The following is a 15926-nucleotide window of genomic DNA, read 5'->3' on the forward strand; positions in this document are numbered from 1 at the left end:
CGGCGCCGGTTCGACCAGCATCCCGTGTGAGCTGGGCCGGTACAGCGGTTGCCGGCGGAACTTGCGCAAATCTTGAGCCGGCTCAGTCCAGGCGCCGGTACATGACCAGCAGATCGACGTACCCCCGGGTGGGGTGCCGGAAGCCCTCCGGCACCCGGCCGATCACCTCGAAGCCCAGCGACCGCCACAGCTCGACGGCCCGTGTGTTCGTGGCCACCACGGCGTTGAACTGCATGGCGCGGTAGCCGTCGGCCCGGGCCGCGTCGAGCACGTACGCCGCCAGCGCCCGGCCGACGCCGCGCCCGGCGGCGGCCGGGGCGACCATGAACGAGGCGTTCGCCACGTGGTCGCCGGGACCGCCCTGGTTGGGCGCCAGCTTGGCCGAGCCGAGCACCGTGCCGTCCGGCGCCACCGCGACCACCGTCCGCGCCGGCGGGGCCGGCATCCAGAGCCTGCGGGCCTGCTGCTCCGTGACGTCCCGGGGCCAGGTGTACGTCTCGCCGGCCGCCACGATCGCACGCAGGAACGGCCAGATCAGCGGCCAGTCGGCCGGCGTGGCGGTGCGGATCTCCACCCGGAGAGCATGCCACGCCCGGAGTTTGACGGAACAAGTAACGGGTAGTCGCCGGAGCTGACCCGAAACGAGGAGGGAACGTCTGATGGATGGCCAGGTCAAGGTCGCGGTGATCTATTACAGCGCGACCGGCATCACCTACCAGATGGCGCAGGCGGCGGTCGAGGCGGCGGGCGAGGCCGGCGCCGAGGTGCGTCTGCGCAAGGTACGTGAGCTGGCGCCCGACGAGGCGATCCGCTCCAACTCCGGCTGGCAGGCGCACCGGCTGGAGACCCAGGACGTGATGGAGGCGCAGCCGGACGACCTGTCCTGGGCCGACGTGGTCATCATGGGTTCGCCGACCCGGTACGGCATGATCGCCGCCCAGCTCAAGCAGTTCATCGACACCACCGGCCCGCTCTGGGCAGCGGGCGCGCTCGCCGACAAGGTCTACAGCGGGTTCACCTCGACCGCGACGTTGCACGGCGGCCAGGAGGCGACGCTGCTGTCGCTGTACACGGTCTTCTACCACTGGGGCGGCATCGTGGTGACCCCCGGCTACACCGACCCGAGCCAGTTCGTCGCCGGCAACCCGTACGGCGCCTCGCACACCAGCAACAACGGTGAGGTCGCACCGGACCACGTGGCACTGGCGGCCACCGCGCTCACCGCCAAGCGGGCCGTGCTGATGGGCGCCGCGCTGAAGCGGGGCATGGCCGGCTGACCCGACTGGCGACCGGTGGCCGGACGGGGGCTCTCGAACCCGTCCGGACCACCGGTCGCCAGAGCCCTACCCGCGATCGGCCGCTCCATGCGCGCTCAGCGCCGGCCGGTCGAGCAGATGCCCGAGCAGGTCAGCCAGGACCCTCGTACCGTCCTGGCTCAGCACCGACTCCGGGTGGAACTGCACCCCGGCGAAGCCCGCGCCGCGCAGCGCGTGCACCGCGCCGTCGGCCGGGTCGCGGGACACCTCGACCGGGCCGTACGGGCCGGCCACCCGGTCGGCGTCGGCGAGCGCGGTGAAGCTGGCGTAGAACCCGACCCGGCGGGTCGTCCCGAACACCGGCACGTCCCGCGGCAACCCCTGGTACGGCGCGTCGCGGCGGTGCAGCGGCAGGCCCAGCAGCCCGGCGAGCAACTGGTGGCCCAGGCACACCGCGAGCGTCGGCCGGCCCGACGCGAGCAGCTCGGTCAGCAGCGTCCGCAGCGCCACCATCTTCGGCGCGGTCGCGTCCCGCGGGTCACCCGGCCCGGGGCCGACCACCACCAGGTCGTAGCCGTCCAGCGGGCCCGGGTCCGGCCAGTCCCGGCGGGTCACCGCCAGGCCCAGCGCGCCGAGCTGGTGGGCCAGCATGCCGGTGAACGTGTCCTCGCCGTCGACGATCAGCGCCCGGCGCCCGGCCAGCCCGCGCAGCGCGAGCGCGCCCGGTTCCCGCTGCTCCAGCCAGAACCGGGCCAGCGGGGCGTTGCGGGCGGCCAGCGCGGCGCGTACCTCGGGGTCGTCGGCGTACCGGACGGCCGGTTCGCCGGCGGAGCGCGGCGCGTCCGGGCCGAGACCCAGCGCGGCCAGCACACCGGCGGCCTTCGCGTGCGTCTCGGCCACCTCCCCGGCGGTGGTCGAGTGCCGGACCAGCGTCGCGCCGACCGGCACCCGCAGCGCGCCGGTGGGGGAGATCTCGGCGGTACGGATCAGGATCGGCGCGTCCAGCGTCTGCCGGCCCTGCTCGTCGCGGCCCAGCAGTGCGAGCACCCCGGCGTAGTAGCGCCGGCCGGTGCGCTCGTGCCGGGCGATGACCCGGCAGGCGTTCTCCATCGGGCTGCCGGTGACGGTGGGCGCGAACATGGTCTCCCGCAGCACGTCGCGTACGTCCCGGGAGCAGCGCCCGGCCAGCAGGTACTCGGTGTGCGCCAGGTGCGCCATCTCCTTCAGGTACGGCCCGACCACCTGGCCGCCGTGCTCGGCGACCACGGCCATCATCTTCAGCTCCTCGTCCAGCACCATGTACAGCTCCTCCACCTCCTTCTCGTCGTGCAGGAAGCGCAGCAGCTCAGCCCGGTCGACGGTCTCGCCCCGGTGCCGGAACGTGCCGCTGATCGGGTTCATCTCGACCAGCCCGTCGGCGACGCTGACGTGCCGCTCGGGGCTGGCGCCGACGAGGATGCGGGTGCCGGTGTGCACCAGGAACGTCCAGTACGCGCCCCGTTCGCGCAGCAGCAGCCGGCGCAGCGCGGCCAGGGCCGCCGCAAGCGGGTCGCCCTGCACTGTGGCGCGCATGGTGCGGTGGATGACGAAGTTCGCCCCCTCGCCCCGGCCGATCTCGTCGGCCAGCACCCGTTCCACGATCGCCGCGTACTCGTCGTCGGCGATGTCGAAGCCGGCGTCGCGGGTGCGCACCTCGGCGTCGGGCAGGTCGTCGAGCACTTCGGCCAGCGGTATCCGCCGGTGTGCCTCGACCGCCAGGAACTCCAGCGGCAGCCCGTCGTCGACGCACTCGAAACCGCGTTCGGTGACCTGCCGGAACGGCACCAGGGCCAGCGTGTGCGGACCGGCGCCGTCCTCGGGCAGCGGCAGGTCGGCGAGCCGGCCGGCGGTGCGTACCGGGCCGGTGAACAGGTCGACGTGGTCGGCGCCCTCGCGGCGGACGAGCGCGAACGGGCCGGGGTCGCGGCCGGCCGCGACGGCGGCGAGCGGGTCGGACAGGCGGGTCATCGGGTCTCCTCGGTGGGCCGGTGGCCGCCGGTGAAGGCGACCCGGGATGCCGGGGAAGACCGGCGGCCGCCTCGTCGGGCGGCCGCGTGGGGAAGCTACGCGCGGGGGTGGGCCGCCGGGTCGGCGGGCCACCAGCAGGACAGGTGCGCGGGCATGACGATCACTGTACGCGATCGGCAGGCGCCGTGGAACCCGATCGCGCGTCACCGGGTACGGATCTTGGCGTGACCGCCGGTCCCGCCGGGTAGGTTGACCGGCGATGGACATTCTCGCTCTGGACCTGGGCACCTCCTCGGTGCGCGGCCTGGTGCTCGACGCGGACGCCGTGCCGCGCCCGGGCGCGCTGGCCCGGCGCCGGGTGCGCCTGGTCACCGGGGACGACGGCAGCGGGACGCTCGACGGCCCGGCCTACCTGGCGTGCCTGGTGGAGTGCCTGGACGAGCTGGCCGCCGGCGGGCACCTGCGGGACGTGGACCTCGTGGCCACCTCCGCGCAGTGGCACTCGGTGCTGCCGGTGGCACCCGACGGCACACCGTCGGGGCCGGTGCTGACCTGGCTGGACACCCGGCCGGAGCCGCTTCCCGGAGCGACCGGGCCGGCCGACCCGGCGGACTTCCACGGGCGTACCGGCACCTGGTGGCACCGCTGCTACTGGTCGGTGCGGCTGCCCTGGCTGCGTGAGCGCGTCGACGGGTCCGCCCGCTTCACGGGGCTCGCCGAGTACGTGCTCGGCACGCTGCTCGACGACGCGCCGATGTCGATCTCGCTGGCCTCCGGCACCGGGCTGCTCGATCTGCGCCGCCTGGACTGGGATCCGGAGGCGTGCGAGCTGGCCGGCGTACGCCCGGATCAGATGCTGCGGCTGGCCCCGGACGGCTGGCACGGCCGGCTGAACGCGGCGTACGCGCGGCGCTGGCCGCAGCTGGCCGGCGCGCGGTGGGCGCCGCCGGTCGGCGACGGCGCGGCCGCCAACGTCGGCTCGGGCTGCGTCGACCCGACCCGCGCGGCGGTGACAGTCGGCACCTCCGCGGCGGTCCGCATGATCCAGGCCGTGCCGGCCGGTGCGGAGCCGCCGCCGCTGCCGGAGCAGCTCTGGCGGTACCGGGTCGACCACAACCACGTGGTGACCGGCGCGGCGTACTCCAGCGGCGGCAACCTGTTCGCCTGGGCGGCGCGCGAGCTGCGGCTGCCGGAGGGCACGGAGCTGGAGGCGGCGCTCGATCGCGTCGCCGGTTCGGTGCGGGCGAACCCCCGCTTCGGCGGCGACCGGCCACCGGGGGTCGCCCCGGCGGGCTCGGGGGAGCTGCGCGGGCTCAGCTTCGGCACCACAGCCGTGGACATCCTGGCCGGGCTGATGAGCGGCCTGTGCCGGCTCGTCGCGGACGACCTGACGCTGCTGGAGGCCGGTATCGGCGAGCCGATGGAGGTGATCCTCGGCGGTGGGGCGCTGACCGCCTCGCCGTGGTGGCGCGGGGCGTTCCTCGACGTGCTCGCGCCCCGCCGGGTGTGCTGGCAACGCAACCCGGAGATCGGCGCCACCGGCGCCGCGCTCGTCGCGCTCGGCCGGCTCACGGAGGCGGACGAGATCGCCGGGATCGGCCGGACGGACGAGGCCGCCTCGCACGCGTGACCGTCCACCCGAGGCGCTGACCGTCCTGGTCATGCCGTCCGGGCGGCCGTTGACACCGACCGACGGCCTGATTGGATGGACTCCGCTCCCCGACGTGGTGGGGCGGGACGAGGAGGCAACCGTGGGCGCAGCTCCCGACCCGGCTCGCGGTGCGGCCCCTGCGCCGCACCGGCGGCGCTCCGGGTTCCGGCTGCGGGACTGGCGGATGGGAACCAAGCTCGCCACGGTGCTGGTGATCCCCTCTCTGGCGTTCCTCGTCCTGGCCGGCATCCAGACCCGGGGGCTGGTCGGGCAGACCACCACGCTGAGCGCCTTCGCCGAGCAGGTCGGCATCGGCCGGCAGATCTCCACCGCCGTCGACCGGCTCCAGCACGAACGGGACCGCACCGCGGGCGAACTGGCCGCGCTGCGCCGCGCCGGCACCGGCGCGGACCGGGACGCCGCGGTCGCCGCGCTCAAGCCGCTCCAGGAGGCCACCGACCGGGCGATGGCCGAGCTGCGCGCCGCCGCCGCGCCGCTGGCCGACGCGGACGCCGCCTGGCGGGTCTCCTACTCCGAGGCGCTCGAGGCGTACGACCAGGTGGTGAACATCCGGGCGGCGGTGGCGCCGGCGGTGCTCTCCAGCGACACCGTGCTGAGCAACTACCACCGGTCGATCGCGGCGCTGCTGAGCCTGCTGGCCGAGCCGTCGCCCGGCAGCGGCCGGCAGGAGCTGACCGAGGCGGTGCTGCGGTACGTGCAGCTGTCCCGGGTGAAGGAGCTGTCCTCCCGCATCCGCGCCGAGCTCTACGCCGCCGCCCGGTCCGGCCGGTACGAGGCCGACGACCAGGTGACGCTCAGCGACCTGCGGGCCCAGCAGCTCACCGCGCTCGGCGCGTTCCGGGTCGCGGCGACCGCCGACCAGATCCGCCGCTACGACCGCACCTCGGTCGACCCGGCCTTCGTCGCCGCGACCCGGTTGGAGGAGCGGACGCTGCCCGGCGGTGACGCGAAGCCGGTCCTGCTCGACGCGACCCAGTGGTGGGCGGCCAGCGAGCAGCGGCAGGAGCTGTTCCGCCAGCTGGAGAGCGAGATCGTGGCCGACGCGGTACGCCAGGCCGACGACGCCAGCGCCCGCCAGCTGCGCGACACGCTGCTGGTGGCCGGCGGGATCGCCACTGTGCTCCTGGTCGCGGTGCTGATCTCGCTGCTGGTCGGCCGGTCGGTGGCCCGCGCCATGCGGCAGCTGCGCGGCCAGGCGCTGCGGATCGCGCAGGTGGACCTGCCGCTGACACTGCAACGGCTGCGCACTGTGGACCGCCCGATCGGCGCGATCGACGTACCGCCCTCGGTGATCGACTCGCAGGACGAGATCGGCGAGCTGGCGGAGGCGTTCGTGGCGGTGCACCGCAGCGCCGTCGACGTGGCGGTCGAGCAGGCGATGATGCGGCGCAACGTCAACGCCATGTTCGTCAACCTGGCCCGGCGCAGCCAGGTGCTCGTCGAGCGGCAACTGGAACTGCTCGACGAACTCGAACGCGAGGAGAGCGACCCGGAACAGCTGGAGAACCTGTTCAAGCTCGACCACCTCGCCGCCCGTATGCGCCGCAACGACGAGAGCCTGCTGGTGCTCGCGGGCACGGAGTCGACCCGGCGGTGGAACCGCCCGGTGGGCCTGGGCGCGGTGCTGCTGGCCGCGAGCGCGGAGATCGAGCAGTACCAGCGGGTGCGCCACGAGAACCGGACCGACCTGCACGTCGTCGGGCACGCGGTGGGCGACCTGGTGCACCTGTTCGCGGAGCTGCTGGAGAACGCCACCGCCTTCTCCCGCCCGGACACCGCGGTGCGGGTGGTCGTCGAGCCCGACGGCCGGGGCGCGCTCGTGCAGATCGTCGACGAAGGGCTGGGCATGAGCCCGTCGGCGCTGGCCGAGGCGAACGCGGTGCTCGCCGAGCCGCCGGCCGCCGACGTGTCGGCCTCGGAACGGATGGGTCTGTTCGTGGTGAGCCACCTCAGCGCCCGGCACGGCGTACGGGTGCGGTTGAGCGCGGGCCGGGAGGGCCTGGTGGCCCGGGTGCGGATCCCGGTCGAGCTGCTGGCCGAGGCGCCCGCGCCGGAGGTGGTCCAGGCGACGCCGGCCCGGCTCGCGCGCGGGACGTCGCAGCCGGCGCTCACCGGCCCGGTCGCCGCGTCCGGTGCGCTCGCCGCGGCGACCGCCGAGCTGCCGGTGGCCGGCTGGCGTCCGGCGCCGGGCCGGCCCGCGGCGCTGCCGATGTCCCCGCTGACCGGGCGGCCGCTGGGTGACGGGACGGATGCCGGGGCCGCCGCGCCGGTACCGGCCGCCGCGCCGGTGACCGTGCCGCGTCCCCGCCCGGGGCGGGCCGAGGACGTGCTCACGCCGGACGCCGGCGCGGCCGGCGGCGGGTGGTTCAGCCGGCAGGGCCCGGCCGCGCCGGCGCCGGGTGTGACGCCGGCACCGGCGGCGACGCCGGTGACCGGAGGGACGAACGAGCGGGGCCTGCCGGTACGCGTTCCGATGGCCCAGCTCGCCTCGGCCGCCCCGGCCGACCGTCCGGCGGTGCGGCACGAGCCGGACCCGGAGGCGGTCGGCGGCATGCTGTCGCGCCTCTACAGCGGGGTACGGCGGGCCGAGGCCGAGGAGACCACCGAGATGTACCTGCCGCGCGATGAAGGAGGACGACGACAGTGACGACGTTGAGCCAGGAGGCACGCGACCTGAGCTGGCTGGTGAACGCGTTCGCCGAGCGGGTTCCGGGGGTGGCGCACGCGGTGGTGGTGTCCTCCGACGGCCTCCTGGTGGCGATCTCGGCGCACCTGCCGCGCGACCACGCGGACAAGCTCGCCGCGGTGACCTCCGGCCTGATGAGCATCACCGCCGGGGCGGCCCAGATGTTCGACGGTGACGTCGTCAAGCAGACGGTGGTCGAGATGGGGCGCGGCTACTTCCTGGTGATGCAGATCCGGGACGGCTCGATCCTGGCCACGCTGGCCGGGGCGGACGCCGACATCGGCGTGGTCGGCTACGAGATGGCGCGGCTGGCCAAGCAGGCGGGCGAGATGCTCACCCCGGCGCTGCGCGCCGAACTCCAGCAGGCGCTGCCGCGCTGAGGTGACCGGTGCCCGGCCGGCGTCGCGCCGGCCGGGCAGCCGTGGCCTACAGACCGTTGCGGCGGATCACGTCGCGGTACCAGTGGGCGCTGCGCTTGAGCACCCGCCGCTGGCTCGCGTAGTCCACGTAGACCAGGCCCCAGCGCTGCTCGTACCCCTCGGCCCACTCGAAGTTGTCCAGCAGCGACCAGACGTGGTAGCTCTCCAGCGGCACCCCGTCGCCGACGGCCCGGTGCGCGGCGGCGAAGTGGTCGCGCAGGAAGGCGACCCGCCCGGCGTCGTCGACGTTGCCGTCCGGGCCGGGCACGTCGGGGCAGGGCAGGCCGTTCTCGGTGATGGTGATCGGCACCCGGCCGTAGTCGCGGGTGACCCGGGTCAGGATGTCGTACATGCCCTCCGGGTAGATCTGCTGCCACTCCGCCTCGGAGGTGGGCCACTTGCGGACCGTGCCGCCGTCGCCGGTGACGTAGATCGGCGTGTAGTACTGCACGGCGAGCAGGTCGACCGGACTGGAGATGATCTTCAGGTCGCCGTCGCGGACGCCGCGGACCATCCGGCTGTCCGGGCCGAGGTCGTCCACCACGTCCTGCGGGTACGCGCCCTTGAAGATCGAGTCGAGGTAGAGGCGGTTCTCGTAGCCGTCGTGGAGCCGGGTCGCGGCGGCCGACTCGGCGGAGTCGTCGGCCGGGTAGCAGGGGTGCAGGTTGAGCGCCGGGCCGATCCGGCCGGTGAGGCCGGTGGCGCGCAGCGCCTGCACGGCGAGGCCGTGGGCGAGCTGCAGGTGGTGGGCGACCAGGTACGCGGCGTCCTCGTCGCGGATGCCCGGCGCATGGTGGCCCCAGATGTAGCCGTTCTGCACCACGGTCTTCGGCTCGTTGACGGTCAGCCAGACCGGCACCCGGTCGCCGAGGGCGCGGAACACCACGTCGGCGTACTCGGCGAAGCGCTCGGCGGTGTCCCGGTTCTCCCAGCCGCCGGCGTCCTGGAGGGCCTGGGGGAGGTCCCAGTGGAACAGCGTGGCCATCGGCGCGATGTCGCGCTCGTGCAGCCCGTCCACCAGGCGGCGGTAGAAGTCGAGGCCGCGCTGGTTGGGGCGGCCGGAGCCGTCGGCCTGGATGCGGGGCCAGGAGATGGAGAAGCGGTAGCTGCGCAGCCCGAGGTCGCGCATCAGGTCCAGATCCTGCGCGTACCGGTGGTAGTGGTCGGCCGCGACGTCGCCGGTGTCGCCGTTGCGGATCCGGCCCGGCGTGCGGCTGAAGGTGTCCCAGACGGACTCACCCCGCCCGTCCTCCTTCGCGGCCCCCTCGATCTGGTACGCCGAGGTCGCCGCACCCCAGGCGAAGCCGTCCGGGAAACGCAGCCCGCGGTCCGGCTCCGGGTCGGTGGTGCGCTCGGGCGGGCTGTCGCAGCCGCCGAGCGCGACTGTGGTTGCGGCGACCCCCGCCGCGGTGGTGCCGGCGAGCCCGGTCCGGGCCGCGCCGGCCGCGGTCGCGGACAGGGCGGCGCGGCGGAGCAGGCGCCGTCGGGTGAGTAACGACATGAGGTTTCTCCTCGGAGTGACGGGCCGCCCTGGGCCGGGAGCGCTCCCATCATAGCCAGGGAGCGGCCGGCCCCGATCCGGCGGTCGCGGCGAGGTGCGGCGCGGCCGGCGGGCGGCCGGAAAGTGGGTGGGCGGGGGCGTCGCTCGGGAACGTCGCTCGCGGCGGCGTGAGCGGCGAGGGGTGGGGCGGATAGCGAGAAAGGCCGTCCGGGTGGCGTGTCACGCCTGTCCCGTCGGCCTCTTTTGCCGTCGACAACGGGGGTTTAGTGTGGGGACGGGGGAGGGCAACCCCCGTCCCCAACGATGGTGCACACACGCACGAAGTGGAATTGGCGTCCGTCGTGCGCGTCGCGCGGGAGCCGGGCCACGCGAGTGGCTCTGGTTCCACCTCCCTCCGTCTGGCGGGTGACGGCCGGCGGCGGCGTCCGGGCTGGTCCGCCGTCGGCCTCTGGGCCGCGCCGGGCACGGGTGCACCCGGCGATCCAGTACTTGTATCACCGTCGATGGAAGCGCTCCCATCGGCGATGCTGCGACTGTAACGCCCGTCACGGGTTTGGAAAAGCCCCTAAACGAGATCGAAACATGGAAGCGCGTATCTGCGCTGGCCGTTGTGGTGGGAGCGCTTCCATGTCACACTCTCGTCACGCCACGCGGAGCCAGTGAACGCGAGCGCGGGCCGCCGAGGGCACCCGGTGACGAACCGGTGCGGCGCCCCGATCCCCGGCACGGCCGGGACGACCACCTTTCCGGACGCCTCCGTCCCCCCGCGTACGCCCCGTCGGCGCGTGGAGGCGCCCTGCCGGGGCCCACGGTCCCGGCCCGGTCCGAGGAGACACCGCCCACATGAGACTTCTGGCCAGACGTCGCCGTACGGCGATGGTCGCCGCCACCGCCCTCGTCATAGGCGGGGTGGCCCTGCCCGCGGGTGCCGCACAGGCCGCGCCCGCCTGCGACGTGACCTATGCGACGAGCGACTGGAACAACGGGTTCACCGCCAACGTCACCATCAAGAACCTGGGTGACGCGCTGAACAACTGGTCGCTGAAGTTCGCCTTCCCGAACAGCAGCCAGCGCGTGACCCAGGGCTGGTCGGCCCGGTGGAGCCAGTCCGGCAGCGAGGTCACCGCGACGAACGAGTCGTGGAACGGCAGCCTGCCCACCGGCGCGTCCACCAGCATCGGCTTCAACGGCAGCTACAGCGGCAGCAACCCGAAGCCCACCGCGTTCACCCTCAACGGGGTCGCCTGCAACGGCGCGCAGACCAACCAGCCGCCGACGGTCTCCCTGAGCGTGCCGTCCGGCCCGTTCGAGGCGCCGGCGGACGTGCCGCTGACCGCGACCGCGAGCGACGCCGACGGCACCATCAGCAAGGTCGAGTTCTACCGCAACGGCCTGCTGGTCAACACCGACACCACCGCGCCGTACGGCTACGACCTGCTCGACCTGCCGGCCGGCAGCTACACCGTGCAGGCCAAGGCGTACGACAACGCGGGCGGCACGGCCGTCTCGGAGAAGTCGTTCACGGTCACCGCGGCGAGCGGGCCGAAGCTGGTCGCCAGCCCGTCGGCGGTCACCGTCGCCGAGGGCGGCAGCGCCACGGTCCGGTACACGCTCAGCGCGGCGCCCACCGCCAGCGTGCCGGTGACCCTCGCCGTCACCGGTGACAGCGACATCACCGTCTCGCCGTCCACGCTGACGCTCACGTCGAGCAACTGGAGCACCGGCGTCACCGCCACGGTCTCGGCCGCGGAGGACTCCGACACGGTCGGCGGCACCGCCACCATCACCGCGTCGGCCACCGGCTACGCCCCGATCTCCGTCGTCGCCACCGAGGCGGACAACGACACCCCCGGCGGCGACAACGCCTACATCAAGAAGTTCCTCGACCAGTACGGCAAGATCAAGAACTCGGGCTACTTCAGCCCCGAGGGCGTGCCGTACCACTCGATCGAGACGCTGATCGTCGAGGCGCCCGACCACGGCCACGAGACCACCTCGGAGGCGTTCAGCTTCTGGCTCTGGCTGGAGGCGCAGTACGGCCGGGTCACCCAGAACTGGGCCCCGTTCAACAACGCCTGGACGGTGATGGAGAAGTACATCATCCCGTCGCACGCCGACCAGGCCACCGCCGGCTCGCCCGGCACTCCGCAGTACGCCGCCGAGCACAACCTGCCCAGCCAGTACCCGTCGGCGCTGGAGGCCAGCGTCCCGGTCGGCCAGGACCCGCTGCGCTCGGAGCTGCAGTCCACCTACGGCACCGGTGACATCTACGGCATGCACTGGCTGCTCGACGTGGACAACACCTACGGCTACGGCCGCTGCGGCGACGGCACCACCCGGCCCGCGTACATCAACACCTTCCAGCGGGGCACCCAGGAGTCGGTGTGGGAGACCGTGCCGCAGCCGTCCTGCGACACGTTCAAGCACGGCGGCCCGAACGGCTACCTGGACCTGTTCGTCAAGGAGTCCAGCGCCCCGGCCAAGCAGTGGAAGTACACCAACGCGCCGGACGCCGACGCGCGTGCCGTCCAGGCCGCCTACTGGGCGCTGACCTGGGCCAAGGCGCAGGGCAAGCAGGCCGACGTGGCGGCCACCGTGGCGAAGGCCGCCAAGATGGGCGACTACCTGCGCTACGCGCTGTTCGACAAGTACTTCAAGAAGATCGGCAACTGCGTCGGGGCGTCCACCTGCCCGGCCGGCAGCGGCCGTGACTCGGCGCACTACCTGCTCTCCTGGTACTACGCCTGGGGCGGCGCGTACGACGCCTCGCAGAACTGGTCGTGGCGGATCGGCTCCAGCCACAGCCACTTCGGCTACCAGAACCCGTTCGCGGCCTGGGCCATGACCAACGTCGCGGAGCTGAAGCCGAAGTCGCCGACCGCGGTCTCCGACTGGCAGAAGAGCCTCGACCGGCAGCTGGAGTTCTACACCTGGCTCCAGTCCGCCGAGGGCGGCATCGCCGGTGGCGCCACCAACAGCTGGGACGGCAGCTACGCCCAGCCGCCGGCCGGCACCGCCACCTTCTACGGCATGTACTACGACGTCGACCCGGTCTACAACGACCCGCCGTCGAACCAGTGGTTCGGCATGCAGGCCTGGTCGATGCAGCGCATCGCCGAGCTCTACCTGGAGACCGGCAACGCGAAGGCCAAGGCGCTGCTGGACAAGTGGGTGCCGTGGGCCATCGCCAACACCACGGTCGGCACCAACTGGTCGATCCCGTCGGACATGAAGTGGACCGGCCAGCCGGCCAACTGGAACCCGAGCAGCCCGCAGCCGAACACCAACCTGCACGTCGAGGTGACGGTCAAGGGTCAGGACGTCGGCGTCGCCGGCGCCTACGCCCGCACGCTCATCGCGTACGCGGCCAAGTCCGGCAACACCGCGGCGAAGAACACCGCCAAGGGCCTGCTGGACGCGCTCTCGGCGTCCGCCGACAGCAAGGGCGTCTCGACGCCGGAGAAGCGCGGCGACTACAAGCGCTTCGACGACGTCTACAACGCCGCCGACGGCCAGGGTCTCTACGTCCCCAACGGCTGGACCGGGAAGATGCCCAACGGCGACGCGATCGCCCCGGGCAAGAGCTTCCTGGACATCCGCTCGTTCTACAAGAACGACCCGGACTGGCCGAAGGTGCAGGCGTACCTGGACGGCGGTCCCGAGCCGGTCTTCAACTACCACCGGTTCTGGGCGCAGGCGGACATCGCCATGGCGTACGCCGACTACGGCACCTACTTCCCGCAGGGGTGAGGTGACCCCTCCTCCGCAGGCGGGTGAGAGCCCGCCTGCGGAGGAGGCCGACCCGGCCGATGGGGGAACGGAGCGGCCGGGTCGGCGAACGGCCTGACGCCCACGGTCAGGCCGGGTGGGCCGGCCGTCCGGCCGACGCAGCGGACCGGCCGGCCCACCACTCCGCCCGGCGACGACCCATGGCGCGAAAAGGCACGGAAAATTCAGCGGTCCACGGGATCACATCCGGGCCCTGGACGGAGTAACGTAATTGACGGAGAGGCCGCTCCCCCCGTGGCGGCCTCTCCATTATTCTGTGCGCGCCGCCACACCGTCGGTGCCCGCCGGGTCCATCGGGTGCCGCAGCCCCGGATGACCGGCCGGCAGCGAGCGCCGGATCACCACCCAGCTCCCCGCCAGCGCCGCCGCGATCAGCGGCCAGGTCAGCGCCGCCCGCGCCACGGTGAGCGCGACCACCTGCCCGTACAGCCACAGCGGGACGAACACCGCGACCCGCAGCACGTAGGTGGCGGCCCACACCCAGCTGGCCCGGCCGTACGCCCGCAGCAGCGCCGGGTCGCGCCGCCACCGGGTCCGCTGGCCCAGCGCCGTGCCGACCACCACACCCAGCAGCGGCCACCGCACCACGATGCTCACCGCCCAGGCCAGCGCGCTCGCCGTGTTGGCGGCGATCTGGAGCAGGAAGAAGTCGGCGGCCCTGCCGGTGCGCAACGCGATGAGCGCTGCCACGCAGACCGCGAGCAGCCCGACCAGCACCGAGCGGGGACGGTCGCCGCGCCGCCACCGCCAGCCGGCCACCGCCGTGCCGGTCAGCACCGCCGCGAGCACGCCGCCGCCCAGCCCGCCGAGCACCCAGCCGAGCCCGAACGCCAGTGGCGGAAGCGTCGCGTCCACCGCCCCGCGCCGGCCGCCGAGCAGGTCGGCCAGTGACTCCGGCCGCGGCCCGTCCTCCGGTTGCCGCTGTGGCGTGCCGGTCACGCGCCACCTCCTCGAAATCGCCCGCCTCACCGTACGCCGCCGCCGATGGCGCTCCGCCGCGCGCCGGAGCGGACCTACCGTTAAGTTGTCCGGGTGCGGGAGACGGCGAGGGGTTGGACGGCAGTCTGGTTGGTCGTACTGGCCCTGATCCAGACAGCCGCGTTCGGGCTGGTGTGGCGCTTCGCCGTACACACCGAACTGGGCCAGTGGCTGGACACGGTGGCGCTCACCGGCAACCGGATCGGCCAGGACCGCATCGACGGTCCGGTGGACACGATCCTCAACGCCATGTCGGTGGTGTCGCTGCTGGCCGCGACCGCCGTGATCGGCTTCATCGCGCTGATCCGGGGGCGCAAGGCGCTCGCCGTCACCGCGACGCTGCTCATCGCAGGCGCGAACGTGACCACGCAGCTGCTCAAGTACTACCTGGTCCGTCCCGACTTCGGCATCGACCCGGAACGGGCCGCCGCCGGCAACAGCCTGCCCAGCGGTCACACCGCCGTGGCCGCCTCGGTGGCGATCGCGCTGATCCTGGTGCTGCCGCGCAAGCTGCGGGTCGCCGGGGCGTTCCTCGGCGCCGGGTACGCCGCCGCCGCCGGCGTCGCCACGCTCTCCGCCGGCTGGCACCGGCCCAGCGACGCGGTCGCCGCGTACCTGGTGGTGGGCGCCTGGGCCGCCGCCGCCGGACTGGTGCTGCTGTTCTTCCAGCGGGAGCAGGCGGTGGTCGAGCCGGGCGACGCGCACCGGGTGGCCGGCGCCGTGCTCGGCGGCATCGGCGTGGTGGCCCTGCTGGCCTCCGCGGTGGCGCTGTCCTGGCTGGTGGACCGTTCCACCATCCCCGTCGAGGCGCTCGGCCGCCGTCCGCTGTTCATCGGGTACGCGGGCAGCGCGGCCGGCATCGTCGGCGCGATCGCCGTGGTGGCCGCGCTGGTGCTGGTCGTGGTGCACCGGCTGGTGCCCCGCTGGAAGGGCTGACCGCCGGTGCGGACCGTACGGGAGGCGTTCCGGGCCGAGTGCGAACGCCTGGAACGGGTGCTGCGCGACCTGGACGACGCGGCGCTGGACCGGCCCACCCCGTGCCCGCCCTGGCGGGTGCGTGACCTGGTCGCGCACGTGAGCACCGGAGCCGGACGCCTGGCCGGGATGCTCGCCGAACCCGCGCCGCCCCGGCCCGAGGTCGACGCCGCCGCCTACTTCGGCGCGGCCAAGTTCAGCCCGCCGGTCGACCGGGACCGCATCGACTCGGCCCGCCGGGCCGCGCGGGAGCACCCGGGCGCGGCCGAGGTGGCCGACGAGTTCGCCCGAGCCTGGCGCGCCACCGGCGAGGCGGTCGCCGCAGCGCCGCCCGGCCGGGTGGTACGCACCCGCCACGGTGACGCGATGGCGCTGCCGGAGTTCCTGCGTACCCGCGTGGTGGAGGTCGCGGTGCACGGCCTGGACCTGGCCGACGCGCTGGACGGGCCGCCGTGGCTGACCCCGGCCGCGGCGGACGTGGTGGTGGGCGTGCTCACCGGCGGCGTGCCGGTGCCGCCGGGCCTGCGGTGGGACGCGCTCACCGTGCTCCGCAAGGCCACCGGGCGGCTGCCGCTGACCGGCGACGAGCGCGCCGAGCTGACGCGGGCCGGCATCGGCCGGCTGGCCTTCGGCGGCTGACGGC

Annotated in this window: 11 protein-coding genes; 7 read left to right on the top strand and 4 right to left on the bottom strand. The window is 73.9% G+C overall.

Annotation, left to right across the window (positions count from 1 at the left end):
* Nucleotides 1-82 precede the first annotated feature (82 nt).
* Nucleotides 83-574: a GNAT family N-acetyltransferase gene (locus tag FB454_RS24420; RefSeq protein ID WP_071098507.1), complete on the bottom strand. Its 492-nt coding sequence runs from the start codon at nucleotides 572-574 to the stop codon at nucleotides 83-85.
* 85 nt (nucleotides 575-659) lie between these two features.
* Here FB454_RS24420 and wrbA point away from each other — a divergent pair, with 85 nt between their 5' ends.
* Nucleotides 660-1277, top strand: a complete 618-nt coding sequence (gene wrbA / locus FB454_RS24425) for an NAD(P)H:quinone oxidoreductase (RefSeq protein WP_013287304.1) — start codon at nucleotides 660-662, stop codon at nucleotides 1275-1277.
* Between the two features lie 66 nt (nucleotides 1278-1343).
* On the opposite strand, the gene FB454_RS24430 is transcribed toward wrbA, so the two are convergent.
* The gene (locus FB454_RS24430; RefSeq protein ID WP_030272760.1) at nucleotides 1344-3263 is read right to left on the bottom strand and encodes a chorismate-binding protein; all 1920 of its coding nucleotides are present in this window, start codon (nucleotides 3261-3263) and stop codon (nucleotides 1344-1346) included.
* Between the two features lie 259 nt (nucleotides 3264-3522).
* Between FB454_RS24430 and FB454_RS24435 the strand changes: the two genes are divergently transcribed.
* Genes FB454_RS24435 through FB454_RS24445 form a run of 3 tightly spaced genes read left to right on the top strand, consistent with a single transcriptional unit; the run spans nucleotide 3523 to nucleotide 8001 of the window.
* Nucleotides 3523-4893 (top strand): FGGY family carbohydrate kinase, encoded by a 1371-nt coding sequence (locus tag FB454_RS24435; protein WP_013287302.1) that lies wholly within the window; start codon nucleotides 3523-3525, stop codon nucleotides 4891-4893.
* 31 nt (nucleotides 4894-4924) lie between these two features.
* On the top strand, nucleotides 4925-7582 hold the full coding sequence (locus tag FB454_RS24440) for a sensor histidine kinase (protein ID WP_013475985.1): 2658 nt from the start codon (nucleotides 4925-4927) through the stop codon (nucleotides 7580-7582).
* Nucleotides 7579-8001 carry a roadblock/LC7 domain-containing protein gene (locus FB454_RS24445; protein ID WP_013287300.1) on the top strand — a complete coding sequence of 141 codons (423 nt, stop codon included), beginning with the start codon at nucleotides 7579-7581 and terminating at the stop codon, nucleotides 7999-8001. The genes FB454_RS24440 and FB454_RS24445 overlap by 4 nt, the downstream gene beginning before the upstream one ends.
* Before the next feature lie 46 nt (nucleotides 8002-8047).
* On the opposite strand, the gene FB454_RS24450 is transcribed toward FB454_RS24445, so the two are convergent.
* Nucleotides 8048-9541 carry a GH1 family beta-glucosidase gene (locus tag FB454_RS24450; RefSeq protein ID WP_071098512.1) on the bottom strand — a complete coding sequence of 498 codons (1494 nt, stop codon included), beginning with the start codon at nucleotides 9539-9541 and terminating at the stop codon, nucleotides 8048-8050.
* Nucleotides 9542-10393: 852 nt separating this feature from the next.
* Here FB454_RS24450 and FB454_RS24455 point away from each other — a divergent pair.
* Nucleotides 10394-13291, top strand: a complete 2898-nt coding sequence (locus FB454_RS24455) for a glycoside hydrolase family 48 protein (protein ID WP_030272767.1) — start codon at nucleotides 10394-10396, stop codon at nucleotides 13289-13291.
* Nucleotides 13292-13579: 288 nt separating this feature from the next.
* Here the strand turns inward: FB454_RS24455 and FB454_RS24460 are convergent, their stop codons facing one another.
* Nucleotides 13580-14269 carry a DUF3159 domain-containing protein gene (locus tag FB454_RS24460; RefSeq protein ID WP_071098514.1) on the bottom strand — a complete coding sequence of 230 codons (690 nt, stop codon included), beginning with the start codon at nucleotides 14267-14269 and terminating at the stop codon, nucleotides 13580-13582.
* A 93-nt stretch (nucleotides 14270-14362) separates the two neighbouring features.
* Here FB454_RS24460 and FB454_RS24465 point away from each other — a divergent pair, with 93 nt between their 5' ends.
* Nucleotides 14363-15244 (top strand): phosphatase PAP2 family protein, encoded by an 882-nt coding sequence (locus FB454_RS24465; RefSeq protein ID WP_145823536.1) that lies wholly within the window; start codon nucleotides 14363-14365, stop codon nucleotides 15242-15244.
* A 6-nt stretch (nucleotides 15245-15250) separates the two neighbouring features.
* On the top strand, nucleotides 15251-15922 hold the full coding sequence (locus FB454_RS24470) for a maleylpyruvate isomerase N-terminal domain-containing protein (protein WP_071098518.1): 672 nt from the start codon (nucleotides 15251-15253) through the stop codon (nucleotides 15920-15922).
* The last annotated feature ends 4 nt before the right edge of the window (nucleotides 15923-15926 follow it).

Source organism: Micromonospora sp. CNZ297, from assembly GCF_007827625.1.